General features: G+C 72.5%; 17 protein-coding genes and 2 pseudogenes. 7 read left to right on the top strand and 12 right to left on the bottom strand.

The features are described from left to right. Window positions 1–4: 4 nt before the first annotated feature. Window positions 5–492, bottom strand: a pseudogene (locus tag ACSLTV_RS16380) (tyrosine-type recombinase/integrase); the annotation flags it as partial. Window positions 493–495: 3 nt separating this feature from the next. Between ACSLTV_RS16380 and ACSLTV_RS16375 the strand changes: the two are divergent. Next, window positions 496–951: pseudogene (locus ACSLTV_RS16375) on the top strand (relaxase/mobilization nuclease domain-containing protein); the annotation flags it as partial. A 24-nt stretch (window positions 952–975) separates the two neighbouring features. Here the strand turns inward: ACSLTV_RS16375 and ACSLTV_RS16370 are convergent. Genes ACSLTV_RS16370 through ACSLTV_RS16350 form a run of 5 tightly spaced genes read right to left on the bottom strand, consistent with a single transcriptional unit; the run spans window position 976 to window position 5,496 of the window. Then, the gene (locus ACSLTV_RS16370; protein ID WP_432134043.1) at window positions 976–1,503 is read right to left on the bottom strand and encodes an AAA family ATPase; all 528 of its coding nucleotides are present in this window, start codon (window positions 1,501–1,503) and stop codon (window positions 976–978) included. A 47-nt stretch (window positions 1,504–1,550) separates the two neighbouring features. Beyond that, window positions 1,551–2,417 carry a glycosyltransferase family 2 protein gene (locus ACSLTV_RS16365; protein ID WP_432134042.1) on the bottom strand — a complete coding sequence of 289 codons (867 nt, stop codon included), beginning with the start codon at window positions 2,415–2,417 and terminating at the stop codon, window positions 1,551–1,553. Further along, complete coding sequence (locus ACSLTV_RS16360; RefSeq protein WP_432134041.1) at window positions 2,418–3,647, bottom strand: glycosyltransferase; 1,230 nt, start codon at window positions 3,645–3,647, stop codon at window positions 2,418–2,420. It lies immediately after the preceding gene. Beyond that, window positions 3,644–4,348, bottom strand: a complete 705-nt coding sequence (locus ACSLTV_RS16355; RefSeq protein ID WP_435612379.1) for a hypothetical protein — start codon at window positions 4,346–4,348, stop codon at window positions 3,644–3,646. Before ACSLTV_RS16355 ends, ACSLTV_RS16360 begins: the two co-directional genes overlap by 4 nt. Then, complete coding sequence (locus tag ACSLTV_RS16350; RefSeq protein ID WP_432134039.1) at window positions 4,345–5,496, bottom strand: glycosyltransferase; 1,152 nt, start codon at window positions 5,494–5,496, stop codon at window positions 4,345–4,347. Before ACSLTV_RS16350 ends, ACSLTV_RS16355 begins: the two co-directional genes overlap by 4 nt. Window positions 5,497–5,644: 148 nt before the next feature. Here ACSLTV_RS16350 and ACSLTV_RS16345 point away from each other — a divergent pair, with 148 nt between their 5' ends. From ACSLTV_RS16345 to ACSLTV_RS16335, 3 genes are read left to right on the top strand one after another with little or no spacing between them, the layout of a single operon-like run. Beyond that, a complete protein-coding gene (locus ACSLTV_RS16345; RefSeq protein ID WP_435612378.1) occupies window positions 5,645–6,619 on the top strand; it encodes a helix-turn-helix domain-containing protein in 975 nt (324 codons plus the stop codon). Next, window positions 6,616–7,179 (top strand): peptide deformylase, encoded by a 564-nt coding sequence (locus tag ACSLTV_RS16340; RefSeq protein WP_432134037.1) that lies wholly within the window; start codon window positions 6,616–6,618, stop codon window positions 7,177–7,179. Before ACSLTV_RS16345 ends, ACSLTV_RS16340 begins: the two co-directional genes overlap by 4 nt. A gap of 36 nt (window positions 7,180–7,215) precedes the next feature. Continuing rightward, the gene (locus tag ACSLTV_RS16335; RefSeq protein WP_432134036.1) at window positions 7,216–7,716 is read left to right on the top strand and encodes an NUDIX domain-containing protein; all 501 of its coding nucleotides are present in this window, start codon (window positions 7,216–7,218) and stop codon (window positions 7,714–7,716) included. 308 nt (window positions 7,717–8,024) lie between these two features. Here ACSLTV_RS16335 and ACSLTV_RS16330 read toward each other — a convergent pair whose 3' ends face one another. Further along, the gene (locus ACSLTV_RS16330) at window positions 8,025–8,453 is read right to left on the bottom strand and encodes a hypothetical protein (protein WP_432134035.1); all 429 of its coding nucleotides are present in this window, start codon (window positions 8,451–8,453) and stop codon (window positions 8,025–8,027) included. Window positions 8,454–8,552: 99 nt separating this feature from the next. On the opposite strand from ACSLTV_RS16330, the gene ACSLTV_RS16325 reads away from it, so the two are divergent. The 3 genes from ACSLTV_RS16325 to ACSLTV_RS16315 are packed head-to-tail and all read left to right on the top strand — an operon-like array spanning window position 8,553 to window position 10,134. Further along, window positions 8,553–8,954, top strand: a complete 402-nt coding sequence (locus ACSLTV_RS16325) for a helix-turn-helix domain-containing protein (RefSeq protein ID WP_432134034.1) — start codon at window positions 8,553–8,555, stop codon at window positions 8,952–8,954. Window positions 8,955–8,963: 9 nt separating this feature from the next. Further along, entirely contained in the window at window positions 8,964–9,380 is a 417-nt protein-coding gene (locus ACSLTV_RS16320; protein ID WP_432155885.1) for a VOC family protein, read from the top strand. Next, window positions 9,373–10,134, top strand: coding sequence for a VOC family protein (locus tag ACSLTV_RS16315; protein ID WP_435612377.1), 762 nt, complete (start codon window positions 9,373–9,375; stop codon window positions 10,132–10,134). The genes ACSLTV_RS16320 and ACSLTV_RS16315 overlap by 8 nt, the downstream gene beginning before the upstream one ends. Window positions 10,135–10,168: 34 nt before the next feature. Here ACSLTV_RS16315 and ACSLTV_RS16310 read toward each other — a convergent pair whose 3' ends face one another. From ACSLTV_RS16310 to ACSLTV_RS16290, 5 genes are all read right to left on the bottom strand, one after another. Continuing rightward, complete coding sequence (locus tag ACSLTV_RS16310; protein ID WP_432155886.1) at window positions 10,169–10,420, bottom strand: hypothetical protein; 252 nt, start codon at window positions 10,418–10,420, stop codon at window positions 10,169–10,171. After that, window positions 10,417–10,761, bottom strand: a complete 345-nt coding sequence (locus ACSLTV_RS16305; RefSeq protein ID WP_432134030.1) for a DUF952 domain-containing protein — start codon at window positions 10,759–10,761, stop codon at window positions 10,417–10,419. Before ACSLTV_RS16305 ends, ACSLTV_RS16310 begins: the two co-directional genes overlap by 4 nt. Before the next feature lie 9 nt (window positions 10,762–10,770). After that, window positions 10,771–11,070: a hypothetical protein gene (locus tag ACSLTV_RS16300; protein ID WP_432134029.1), complete on the bottom strand. Its 300-nt coding sequence runs from the start codon at window positions 11,068–11,070 to the stop codon at window positions 10,771–10,773. 26 nt (window positions 11,071–11,096) lie between these two features. Further along, the gene (locus tag ACSLTV_RS16295) at window positions 11,097–11,684 is read right to left on the bottom strand and encodes a dihydrofolate reductase family protein (RefSeq protein WP_432134185.1); all 588 of its coding nucleotides are present in this window, start codon (window positions 11,682–11,684) and stop codon (window positions 11,097–11,099) included. 406 nt (window positions 11,685–12,090) lie between these two features. Beyond that, window positions 12,091–13,188, bottom strand: coding sequence for a family 2 encapsulin nanocompartment cargo protein polyprenyl transferase (locus ACSLTV_RS16290; RefSeq protein WP_432134184.1), 1,098 nt, complete (start codon window positions 13,186–13,188; stop codon window positions 12,091–12,093). Between the last annotated feature and the right edge of the window lie 155 nt (window positions 13,189–13,343).

Here is a 13,343-nt window from a genome sequence, read left to right as displayed (position 1 = left end):
CTGGTTAGGCGTTCTGACCTGCGGTTTCGCGGGTCATGCCGCCTACCTGTCCGCACCCGGTCCGCAGGCCGCCGAGCACGGCGTCCATGACGGCCCGGGTGCGGTCTTCTTCCCCGGGCCACAGGTGCGCGTAGATCCGCAAGGTGATGACGGCGGACGCGTGCCCGAGAACGAGCTGCACCTGCTTGACGCTCGCGCCACCGGCGATGAGCGCGGAGGCGTAGAAGTGCCGCAGGTCGTGGGTGACCATGTGCGGCAGCTCGACGGGCTTGCGGCCTCCTGCTCGGCGACCTCGTTCTCGGCCGCCTGGAGCGCCCTGCGGGCGCAGTTCCACTCCGTCTTCCGGCGGCGATAGTTGAGGGGCTCGCCCTCCTCCATCGTGAACAGCCACTCCTTGGAGGGGCGTGCGGCGAGGTGCGTGAGGAGGGCGTCGGTGACGACCTCGCCGACCGGTACCGTAGGCCGGGACTTCGCGGTCGTCGGTGGGCCGATCAAGCGGTCGAGGAAGCCTTCCGCCACCTGCAGGTGGCCTATCAGGAGGCCGCCGCACCGGTCTTGGCGGACCTCACCCGCCGCGCGCCACGGGACACAACCACCAGCCGCTTCGAGCAGGACCTTCGCACGGTCATCCCCGACCACGCCGACCGTGTCCTGGCCGATCGCGCCTGGCCCGCCCTGACCACTACCCTCGCCCGCGCCGAAACCGCCGGCCACAACACCCGGCACCTCTTGGCCGAGGTCGCAGCCCAAAGGGAACTCGACAGCGCCGAAAACCCCGCCGAGGTCCTCAACTGGCGCATCGCCGCCCAACCGAACAGACGGACTGAAGCGGCACGCAGGCGCAGCAGCAGCGGTGTTCCCACTCCGATCGCCGTAGTGCATGGGCCGGCGGTGCCCCATATCGAAAGCGCCCGCAGCCAGACGCATGGAGGGCAGGGCCCCCGTCGCTGATCGCTTTCCACCTCGTGACCGTACTCAGCTCCCGCCTCCGGCCGCAGTGATCGCTGCGAGAAGTACGTCGAGGTCTCCGTTGTAGAGGATCGTCTCCTCGCCCTCGGTGGGGACGTCGAAGCGGGCGAAGAAGTCGTCGAGGGCTTCGGGGGTGACAGTCAGCGCGTTGGCGTCCTCGCGCTGGTTGCGTTCGGCCAGGCGTCGCAGCAGCTCGGCTCGGTCGGCGGGGAGGTAGACGACCAGAGGGTGGCCACCCGCTTCGCGTGCGGCCTGCCGCCAGGCGTCGCGCTCGCTGCGGCGCCACAGCCCGTGGTCCAGGACGACGTCGTTCCCGGCCTCGATCTCCTTGATGAACCGCTGCCGGATCGCTGCGACGACGGGCCGCTCGCGCTCGAAGTAGGTGTGCTCGAGGTAGTCCACGCCGTAGCGGCCGTGGAGGCGGTGGACTTCCTCATCGACGGAGAGCCGGGTGAAGCCATGGCCGGCCAGGGCTTGTGCGACGGTGGTCTTCCCCGAGCCGGTCAGGCCGGCCAAGAGAACGGCGAGGGGCACGTGGTCATCCCTTCCGCGACGAGAGTACGCGAGCATCGGACATTGTCTCAGTCCTGACTCGTGTGCGCGTAGGGCCGCCAGCTGGTGAGGATGCCGCGGGCCTCCGCGGGCCAGCCGAAGGGCAATCGGTCCAGGCTCACGCGGCGGAAGGCGAACCGGGGATCACTGATGTTGATCACGCCGCCGTGCTGGCCGACGTGGGCCAGCAGGCGGTCGGCCTCGTCGCGGACGGCCGGGGTGTGTTCCTGCCAGGTGCCGGTGGAGAAGTGTTGGACCCGTCGGCGGAGGTCGTCCAGGATGCCCGAGCGCCACTTGAAGTGGTGGACCGCGCAGATCCGGTCCGCATCCGGACAGTGGCCGGGGGCCCGGTGGTTTCCGGAGGCCACGGTCACATCGTGGCAGGCGAGGACGATCTTTCGCGGGTCGCCGTGCAGAAGCCGGTGGGTGAGGTGGCCGCCGAGGGGATAGGCGAGGTCGAGTCCGCCTTCGGGCCGCCAGCCGGCAAGGCGTCCGCTGGTGGCAACGCGGTCGAGCATCAGCCCGCCGACCACGCGGTGCCCGGCCCTGTCGGCCTGGGTGATCACCTCGGCGAGCGGGGCGGGGTACTGCTGGAACTCATCAGCGTCGGCGAGCAGGTGCCAGCCGGGCCCGGCCCGGTGCCGCAGGGCGTCCCTGAGCTGGGTGTTGGTGTGCTCGTGCCACGGGCCGGTGCTGGTGCCGGTGGGGATGATGCCCAGCTCGCGGACGGCGGCCTGGAGCTCGTGCCGGCGGATGTCGGGGACGTGGTCGGGGAAGTGGAAGGCGATCAGGAACCGCTCGACGCCCAGCCACCGGTAGTGGCGGACCCAGGCGGCCAGCAGGGGCGGCTCGACGGGGCCGACAACAGCGATCAGCGCGGGAGGCGTGCTCAGCATTCAGGACTCCTTCGTACGCAGACAGGCGAAGGTGCGGGTGAGGAAGTCGGCCTGCCCGGCGGCCGACCGCATGCCCAGCAGGCCGGGGGCGTCGGGCCCGGGCAGCGGGGGCGGCTGGCGGATGACGGTGTGCAGGGCGTCGGCGAGCGCGTCCGGGCCGCCGGCAGTGAACGTCAGAGCCCAGGGCTGGCCGTGCAGACGGGCGGCGAGGGCCGCATCGTGGTCGGAGACGATCAGGGGGACGCCGAGGCGGGCGGCATCCATGACGAGCCCGGATTCCTTGCCGGTCCCGGGGCGGCGGGTAACCAGAGCGGCGTCTGAGGCGGCATACACCAGCCGCAGCACGGCTTCACTGACCGGGCCGGGCACGGTGTGCACCCGCAGGCCGGGCCGGTCCCGCCACCGCTTCAGGACGGCTTCGTCGAGCGGGGAGCCGGTGACCACCAGGTGCATCGGCTCCTTCAGACGGGCCAGGGCGGAGTCGACGGTGCCGATGTCCTTGTAGGGCCACCAGCCGCCCACCAGGCAGACCACGGCCTCGGCGGCGGGGATGTCCAACGCGGCCCGGCCGCCCTCGCGTTCAGCGGCGGACAGGCGGCGGCCGTCGTCGACCGCGAAGCCGCCGACCACCGCGGGCAGCTCGGGGAAGGTCGCGGCGAACTGGTCGGCTACGGCCTGCGTCGGATACACCGCGATCACCCGCCCCTCGCCCCGGCGGGCGAGCCGGCCGAGCAGCCGTACGGCGGCGTCCTCGGTGGTGACCGCCTCGTGGACGAACCGCAGGTGCGGCTGGCCGCCCAGGAGGGCGGCGGCGCCGTGCAGGGCCTCGCTCGCGGTCAGGATCACCACCGCGTCGGCGCCGGGCTCCAGCCGGCGGGCGGCCCGCAGGGCCGCCCCCTCGGTGAGGCAGCGGGCGAGGAGGGTGACCTGGTGCGGCAGCCGCCGCAGGCGGCGGGACCAGCGGCGCGACCGGAAGACCCGCTGTCCGGCCGCGGAGAACGCGGCGGTCAACCGGGCGGCGGCCAGCAAACCGCCCGCCGCCCGCCCGGCCGATCCGGTGACCAGCCGGGAACCCGCCTCGCGCAGGGAACGGACCGACTCGGCGGCGATCCCGTGCGGGGCGATGACCAGAGTGCCGGGCCGGGCCTGGGCGAGGGCCACCAGGGTGCGCTGGTGGTGTCCCCCGAGGCGGTTCGCGTACGGCTCGATGAGCACGAGCGGACCCGTCATCCGGACACCGCCTGATCCCCGTGGGCGGCAGTGAACTTCTCGCACAGCCATGCGGGGTCGTTGAGGTGGTCGAACCGCTGCGGATCGCGGGCGGCTTCGCGGGCGAAGGTGACGCCTTCCCGGGCCCCGGCGGCGGCGTAGGCGGCGCACTCGCCGCTGCGGCTCGTCGCCCATGCCTGAAGGCGCTGGCAGGCGTCGTCGTCGGCCATCCCGTACTCGCTGCCGCGAGCCAGCATCGCGCACTCGCGGAAGCCAGCCTTCCAGGCGTGGAAGGGGCTCTGGTTGAACCTCGTGATCCCGGCGGTGTGCTGGGCGAACTCGACCCGGCCGGGCAGAGCGGCAAGCACGTCCACGGCCTCGCCCATCTCCCGCAGGGCACCGCGGCGGATCAGCTTCAGCCCGCCGTAGCCGTAGGTCAGGCCGTTGACCGGATTGACCGCCCGCCACACCCGCATGGACACCCCGTCGTCCAGCGGCTCGACCGTGGCCGGGTCGAAGGCGGTGTCGATGGCGAAGTCGCCGTCGGCGAGGAAGAACTGCTCGCGGTCGACGACCTCGGCGCACAGCCGGTAGGCCCGGCGCATCCCGTGCACGCCGTGCAGGCGCTTGACGGTGCCGCCCAGCGTTCGCTGGAGCCGGGAGTGCAGGGAGTTGGCCATCGGCTCGTCGTACGACAGGAGCACCGCGTCGAAGCCGGTCACGAGATGGCCTCCAGGTAGCGGGCGGCGACCCGAGCGGGGGTGAAGTCGGCGGTGGAGGCGTGGGCCCGTTTGGCGTGCACGGCGTGGAACTCGTCGTCGGTGGCGAGGCGTTCGGCCAGGGCGACGGCTTCGGCCGTCGTGGTGAAGCACAGCTCGGGGTCGATGTGCTCGGCCAGCCAGCCCAGCCGGGGCGAGATGACCGGCAGGCCCATGCCCTGGCAGTCGATCACGCTCATCGACCAGGGGCAGCCGGGCCTGAACGGGGCGATGCCGAAGCGGGCGCCGGCCAGCAGGTTCTTGTAGCGGACGCGGTCGCCCCGGTCGGAGACGACCTGGACGTGCGGCAGAGCGGAGAGCTTGTCCCGCATCTTCTCCGGGCTGTCGTCCAGCCCCTTGCGTTCGGCCCGGCGCTGGCCGAACAGGTCCATCACCCGCAGCCGCACGGTGCCGGAGGCGACCAGGTCGCGGGCCAGGTCCACGAACTGCTCGGTGCCGTAGTGCGCGTACAGCCGGTGGTTGTAGATGCCGATCGCCCCGCCGGCCGCGGGCCGGGCGGCGGGGTCGCGGACCAGGCGCTCATCACGCGGTGCGGGCACCACCCGCAACCGGTCGCCCAGGTCCACGGTCGTCCGGGCGGCGGCGGCCGACACCCAGGAGGCGGCCGTGGAGGAGTGAACCATCACCCGGTCGCAGGCGGCGAGGCCGGCGGCGAAGGCCAGCAGAACCGGCCGGCCCAGCCCCGCGTCGTTCAGAGACGGGTCCAGCAAGAGCTGACCGCCGCTGGTGAAGGAGAACGGCAGGTAGTGGCAGTACCCGGCGAGCAGGGCGTCCGATCCGGCCTCCAACAGAGCCGTGCGGACCGCCGGGGCCTCCTCGACCTGGTTGGCCACCACCACATCCGGCCGCTCGGCCCGGATCAGCGCCACCAGCTCGTCGATGTCCGCCGAGAACCGGGCCCGGTACTTCGTCCCCGGCACCCTGGTCTGGTGGAAGCGGCAGCGGGTGTCCCCGGCCGCAGCCGGGGCCGCGACGGTCACCTCAGCCCCGGCATCCGCCAGGTCCGGGGCCAGCAGGTCCGCGAAGATCCAGCCCGAGTCCGCCGACAGCCGGTCGGGGTTGGAGATGTTCAGCAGGTACAGCACGCGCATGGGGCGTCGCCTCCCTCATCTGCCCGGACGGGTCGATCCGGGTCGGTGAGGGAAGGAAACCGGTGACGTGAGCCGTGACGGGATGATGAACTTGGATCACTCACGGTTCATTCATGCTCACCAACAAGTGACGCGGGGCGGGGCTTCGATGGACGCGCATAGCGAGGAGATCACCGTCGAGCAGGCGGCCGAGGACTTCGCGGCCGAGGTGGCCAGGTGGCGGGAGGTGCGCGGCATGTCCAAGCGGACGTTAGCCAAGGCCATGGGCTTCGACCCGTCCTACGTCAGCCACATGGAGTCCGGCCGCACCAAGCCCACCGAGGAATTCGCCCGGCTCGCCGACGAAGCCCTGAACGCCGGGAAGGCGATCTGGCGCCGCTGGTGCGACTACGAGCAGGCCCGCACCCGCGACAGGCGCCCGCCTGCGGCACCGACAGCCCCGCGCAGGCCCGAGCAGCCGTATGCCACCGGCTCCGCCCTCGTGGTCGAACACGACGCCGCCCACCTGAAGTACGACGGCCGCTCGTACCGGCTCACCATGCGCCGGCTACTGCGGAACACCGGCGCCGAACCGGTGACTCGCTACCTGATCCGCATCAGCGTCGACCGCTACCCCGGCGACCCGGAGCGGTCCAACGCGCACTACCGGGCACACCCGCTGACCTGGGGTGAACTCGACCTCACGGCCACCTGCCGGGGCGAGGCCATGCGCTGGCAGGCCAAGCACGACCGCGACGCCTTCAAGGAAGTCTGGCTGCTGTTCGACAACGAACACGGCCGCTTCCCGCTCTACCCCGGCGAGTCCGTGTGGATCGAGTACGCCTACACCGTCGGCGACGACAAGTGGGGCAACTGGTTCCAGCGCGCCGTCCGTCTGCCCACCGAACAACTCGAAGTCCAGCTCGCCTTCCCCGCCCATCTCGACCCGGTGGTCTGGGGCACCGAGACCTCGATGACCGCCGAAGCCTCTCCGCTGCGGACCCCGCCCGTCCGCAGCGACGACGGTGACCTACGGCAATTCACGTGGATCACGGCCACACCCGCTCTGCACGCTCGGTACCGTCTTGAGTGGCGGTTCAGGGCACGGCCCGAACGCGAAACGGATCAAGGGGAGTTCAGGTGATTGACGTGCGGCCCAGCCAGCAGATGCGAGACCTCGGAGTCGTCCAGCACGACGCCGGCATCCTCGCCGAACCGGCCCGCGCCTTCGACCTGCCCGCCGAGCGCGACGAGGCCGAGCGCATCACCGACGAACTGTTCGCCGCCATGGAGCGGATCGGTCAGGTCCACCCCTTCGCCAAGGGCATGGGCATCGCCGCCCCGCAGATCGGCATCAGCCGGGCCGCCGCAGTCGTCCAGCCGCCCGGCGCCGCACCCGCCATCATCCTGCTCAACCCGAAGATCACCGACCACTCCGAGGAGATGGACGAGCAGTACGAGGGCTGCCTCAGCTTCTTCGACGTCCGCGGCCTCGTCCCCCGCCCCCTGAAGATCACCGTCGAGACCACGGCCCTGACCGGCGAGACCGTCACCACCGTGTACGAACGCGGCCTCGCCCGCCTCGTCCACCACGAGATCGACCACCTCGACGGCCTGCTGTACACCGCCCGTATGCGTGCCGGCGTCGAACCGATTCCCGTGGAGGAGTACCGGCAGACCGGCCGGGCCTGGGCCTACGAGTAGGCCGCTGCCATCAACCCGGCCGATGAAGGGACTCCCGTGGCTCAGCCGACAACCGATGACCAGCCCAAGGCGCTCAAGCCTGCCCTGGAATCCATGACCCTGCTGGTCGCCGCCGTCATCGTCCACGACAAGGCCACCAAGCGTGTCGTCCTCCTCCAGCGCAGCGACCAGGCCAAATTCGCCAAGGGCAAGTGGGATCTACCCGTCGGCAAGAGCGATCCCGGCGAACCGATCACCGAGACGGCCGTCCGTGAGCTGTACGAAGAGACCGGCCTGACCGTGAAGCCGGAGGCGCTCAAGGTCGCCCACGTCATCCACGGCGCCTGGGGCGTAGAGGCCCCCAAAGGCTTCCTCACGGTCGTCTTCGTGGCCCACGAGTGGTCCGGCGAGCCCGAGAACCGCGAACCGCGCAAGCACGCACAGGTCCGCTGGGTCGATGCCGACGCCATCCCCGAGGAATTCGTGGAGACCACCGCCAGCGCACTCCACCGCTATCTCACCGGCGGGCCCCAGGTGTCGCTGGACGGCTGGAAGTAGGCGATTGCGAGGGCACGACGAAGTGACTTCGCTGGCCCCCGCAGTCCGCAGGACACCCGATCGAGACCGTCACACCCCATCGCCAGCAAACGGCAAAAGGCCAGGTCAGCGACGTGCAGCGATCATCGCTACAGGTCACCGACCTGGCCGATTACTAGGAGACCAAGAAGGCCTGACCCAGGTCAGCCTTCCCGATCCGCGATCGGTGCATCATCGTGGGTCACGGAGTATCCGAAGGGGTCCGGCCGGTGAACCGGCCGGACCCCTTCGCCGTGGCCGCCGGGTGAGCCGTGCGGCCGTCGGCGCCGTCATGCGGCCGTGGTCAGGAGGACGACGGCCACGACGAGCACCGTGGACAGGAAGCCGCAGATCCACGCCGTCAGCAGACGGTCGGGCCTGGCCCGGGCGCCGGGGTCCCGCAGCTGGGCGACGGTGGCCTCGGCCACGCGCCCGCGGACGGGGAACAGGGCGACCGGCAGGGAGACGAGGACGACACTGCACAGGAACAGCACCGACGGCCCGGCCACCGGCCCCAGCAGGCTCGCGCCCAGGACCGCGCCGATGACGACCGGGGCCCAGCGGCGGAAGCGACGTGTCCGCCGCCTGTGCCACTCCTCCAGCGCGCCTCGCCGCTCGACGGGGAAACTGCCGAGGATCGGCGGCATGGCGATCATGAAGACCGCCATCGCCCCCAGTGTTATCAGCCACCAGCCGGACTCGGGGATCGAGAACAGCACCTCGTTCGCACGCTCCTTCCGAACGCCGGGCACCGCTTGCCGTGCCGGACATCGTGCCACTCGACCGCACAGGCGTTCACCCCGTGTCATCCTGGTGCCGTGACCCTGGAGGACCTGGTCCGGCTGCGACGGGCGCGCGACCGGATGGACCGTGAGTACGCGCAGCCGCTGGACGTCCCCGCGCTCGCGCGCACCGCCCTGATGTCCCCCGGCCACTTCCAGCGCAGCTTCCGGGAGGCGTACGGGCAGACGCCGTACGCGTATCTGATGACCCGGCGCGTCGAGCGGGCGAAGGCGCTGCTGCGGCGCGGTGATCTCACCGTCACCGAGGTGTGCTTCGCGGTCGGCTGCTCCTCGCTCGGCTCGTTCAGCTCCCGCTTCACCGAGCTGGTCGGCGAGACCCCGAGCGCCTACCGGGCCCGCTCCCACGAGGCGAGCGCGGCCGTGCCGCCGTGCGTGGCGCGCACCTTCACGCGGCCGACCCGGCCCCCGCGGACCTAGGTTGGCCCCATGGACCTGAAACTGCGCCAGTGCTTCATCGCCGTCGACGACCACGACAAGGCCCTGCACTTCTACCGCGACGTCCTCGGGCTGGAGGTCCGCAACGACGTGGGGTTCGAGGGGATGCGGTGGGTCACCGTCGGGTCACCGCTGCAACCGGACGTGGAGATCGTCCTGGAGCCGCCGGGGGCCGGCCCCGACATCTCGCCCGCCGACCGGGAGGCCATGGCCCGGCTGCTGGCCAAGGGCGTGCTGCGCGGGGTCATCTTCACCACCGGCGACTGCGACGCGCTGTTCGCGCGGGTCGAGGAGGCGGGCGCGGACGTGCTCCAGGAACCGATGGACCAGCCGTACGGGGTCCGGGACTGCGCGTTCCGGGACCCGGCGGGCAATGTGCTGCGGTTCATGGAACGCTCCGATGGCTGAGCCCGGCTCGAACGTCCGCTGGGCGTACGCGTTCATCGACCGCCCTGCGGTCGGCTTCCCGGCGGCCTGCGCGTTCTGGACCGCCGCGACCGGTACCCGCCTGTCCGGACTCCGCGGCGAGAAGGAGGAGTTCACCACGCTGCTGGCCGACGGGGCGGACCCTTGCGTGAAGGTGCAGAGCGTCGACGACCCCGACGGCGGCGCCCACCTGGACTTCTCCGTGGCGGACGTGCCGGGGTTCGTGGCGCACGCGGTGGCGCTGGGGGCGGCATCGGCCGCCGTGCACGACGGGTGGGCCGTGCTGCGGTCCCCGGCCGGGCTGTCGTTCTGCGCGGTGCCCTGGCAGGGCGAGGCCGTACGGCCTCCGGTGGTGGCGGGCAGCCGCCTCGACCAGGTGTGTCTGGACGTTCCCCCGTCCGCCTTCGACGGTGAGGTGGCCTTCTGGCGCGATCTGCTGTCCGGCTGGACGGCCCGGCCCGGGTCGCTGCCCGAGTTCCATGTCGTCACGCCCCCGCCCGGGCTTCCGGTACGGATCCTGCTCCAGCGCCTGGGGGACGAGCGGCCCGCCGCGGCCCACCTCGACCTGGCCTGCGGCTCCGGCCGCTCCGCCGTGCGCGACCGGCACGAACGGCTCGGCGCGGCCGTCGTCCGCGAGGGCACCCACTGGACGGTGATGCGCGATCCGGCCGGCGGCACGTACTGCCTCACCGGCCGCGACCCGGACACCGGCGGCCTTGGCCCGCTCCGGCCCTGACGTGCCCCGCGCCGCCCGGGCCGGGGATACCGCCTCAGCCGTCCCCGGTGTCGAGCGACGCGTACGCGCAGACCACCCGCGTCGGCTCCCCTGCCTCGGGGCACGGCGGTACGTCCCCGTCCTGCCGGAGCAGCGGGGCCGCCGGTTCTTCGTCGCGGTACCAGCCGCGCGGCTCGGGCGGCGCCGCCGAGTCCCGCAGCCAGAGGGTGAGCCCACCGGCGGCCACCACCGTGACCGCCCAGAGGGCGACGGCCCACCGCCATGAGCGCACCCGCCGACCGGTCACCGCCACTCCTCGACGGCGACGACGGCGGCCACCGGCAGCGGACCGTACACGTGCGGGAACTCCTCACCGCCGGGCGCCGCGGCCTCGTACCTCAGCGGCACGTCGAGCCGCTGCGGGTCGATGACGAGGACGACCAGGTCGCCGGGGGTCTCGGCGCCGCCCCGTTCGCCGTACAGGAAGGCCGCGACGCCGGGGAGTTGGGCGCGGGTGGAGCAGTGGATGAAGCCCTCCTCGCGGAGGGTGCGCCCTCGGGTGGACCACTCGTAGGTGCCCCGGGCCAGGGCCGCGTCCCAGAGCGGACGCTCGGTGAGGTGGAGGATGTGCGGCGAGGTCTCGGGCATGGCGCCACGCTACCCGGCGGCCCCCTCCCGGTGTGCCGCCCTTGCGCTGTCCTCGGCGCCGGCGGTGTCCGCGGAGCCCCGGGTGCCCGGGGTGGGCTCGGTGTGCCGTTCGCGTGGTCGCTCCCGCTCGCCCTCCCGGGCGTGCCGCCGGTCGTGCTCGGCGGTCCGCGGCTCGTAGGCCTCGCAGTCGAGGTTGCGGCAGGGGCCGGGGACCCAGCGCGGCACCCAGGCCCCGAGGGTCTTGTGCCGTCGGACGGCCGACGCGACCGCCTGTCCGCAGACCGGGCAGACGTACTCTTCCCTGTCCATGTCCCCAGGGTAGGGCGGCGGCCGCCTCAGCGCTTCCTGCTGTACGTGCGCACCAGGACACCGTTGCCGAAGCCGCGCGTGCCGTCGAGGGCGAACCGGGCGAGGCCCGCGTCGGCGCCGCCGAACATCGGCATACCGGCGCCGTACACCAACGGGTAGGTCTTGAGGACGAGTTCGTCGATCTCGTCGATCAACTCCCCGGCGACCTGGGAGCCGCCGCACAGGTAGATTCCCAGCCCGCCGTCCTCCGCCTTGAGTTGCCGGACCCTGTCGGCCAGCTCGCCGGCGATGATCTCGACGTCGGGGTCGGGTGACTCACCCAGGGTGCGGGAGGCGACGTACTGGCGGAGGTGGGCGTACGGGCTGGTCACCCCCTCCTTGAGGCCGACGTCGTAGCTGCCTCGGCCCTGGATGACCGTGTCGAAGCGGTCCAGGGGCCGCTCGTCGATGCCGAAGGCGCGGCGGGCGGCGGTGGGCAGGGCGTCGGCGCCCTCCGTGCACAGGTACCGCAGGAACTCCTCGTCGAGATAGGTGAGCATCGCCGTGGCGTCGCCGTCCGGATCGGCGATGAAGCCGTCGAGCGAGCAGGCGACGTAGTAGGTGAGCTTTCGCAAGCCGGTCTCGTTTCCTCGGGTGCGCTGCCGGTGACCACGCCAGTTGTAGTACTTCATTCGTAGTGGTTGCAAGGTAATAGCTGTACGAAGATCAAGTGGGAGAAGGTGTTCCGCATGTCCGCGTGCCGGGGCGTGCCGGAGGGCGGCCGACGGGCCGACGGGCGGGCAGTCCGGCCGGCGGGCAGACGCTTCGGCCGACGGGTGGGCTCGCGGGAGCACGGGCCACGCAGAAGGCGGGCCCCGCACACCGTGGGGATGTGCGGGACCCGCCGGACCGGGGCCTTCGGGACCGTGCGGAGTCAGGGGCCGCACAGGCCCGAGGCCCCGGGGTCTCACCGGAGCCCCGACGCCGCGTCCTCGGGGACCCGGCGCTCAGCTACCGCGCCGCGCCCTCGCGGACCGGCGCTCAGGTACTGCGTCGCGTCACGAACTCGGCCAGCGCCAGCAAGCCGCCCGCCGCCTCCGGGTCGGGAATGGCGCGGGAGAGTTCGTCCATGGCGTGGGACATCAGGTCGGCCGCCTGTTCCTGCGCCCAGTCCCGCCCGCCCGCCCGCTCGACGGCGAGCACGGTACGCGTGATGCCCTCCTCGTCCTCCTCGTCGTACGGCAGCGCGTACAGCTCGGCGAGCTCGGCGGCGGCCCGGGTGCCGGAGGCGAGCGCGGCGACCACCGGCAGGGACTTCTTGCGCGCGGCGAGGTCGGACCCGGCCGGCTTGCCGGTGCGCCGGGGGTCGCCCCATATGCCGATGACGTCGTCGATGAGCTGGAAGGCGAGCCCGGACTCCCGGCCGAACGCGTCGAGCGCGGCCACGTCCTCCTCGGCCGCCCCCGCGTACAGCGCGCCGAGGGCGCAGGCGCAGCCCAGCAGCGCCCCGGTCTTGGCCTCGGCCATGGTGAGCACCTCGGCGAGGGTGACCTCGCCGGGTGCGCGGCGTTCCAGGGCCGTGTCCGCGTGCTGGCCCTCGCAGAGCTCCACGACACAGGCGGCGAGCCGGGCGGCGGCGGCCGGTGCGGCCGGGTGCGGGTCCTCCGCCAGCAGCATCAGGGCCCGCGCCTGCAGGGCGTCCCCGGCGAGGATCGCGTCGGCGTCGCCGAACACCGTCCAGGCCGTGGCCCGGTGACGGCGCGTCGCATCGCGGTCCATGACGTCGTCGTGCAACAGCGTGAAGTTGTGGACGAGTTCGACCGCCGCGGCGGCCCGGACGGCCGCCGCGCGAGCGGGCGCACCGCCGAGCGCGGCGGCCGCGGTGAGCACCAGCGCGGGCCGGATCGCCTTGCCGGCGTGCCCCGCCGCCGGGGTGCCGTCGGCGCGCTCCCAGCCGAAGTGGTAGCGGGCGATGCGTCGCATCGAGCCCGGCAACGCATCCACGGCGGCGCGCAGTTCGGGGTCGACGGCGGCTCGGGAGACCTCCAGGATGGCCGCCGCCTCCTGGCCGTCGGACGGGCCCGGCCGGCTGCCGGTGTGGCTGACGGTGGACGTGTGTCCCTCCTGCGTCTCGTCGATCTCGGCCGTCTCGGCGGTCTCGACGGGATGGGCGGTCTCGACGGGATGGGCGGAGTCGGTGACGGCGTCGGTGCCGACGGTCTCGATGATGTCGGTGGTCTCCGAGGTCTCGGCGAGGTGCCGCGCCGCACCGGTCTGCGGCCTGGTCTCCGTCA

It is taken from the genome of Streptomyces sp. bgisy159 (assembly GCF_965341775.1).
Classification (GTDB): domain Bacteria; phylum Actinomycetota; class Actinomycetes; order Streptomycetales; family Streptomycetaceae; genus Streptomyces.
The sequence above is the reverse complement of the archived record's forward strand: the minus strand, read 5'-3'. Positions and strand labels throughout refer to the sequence as shown.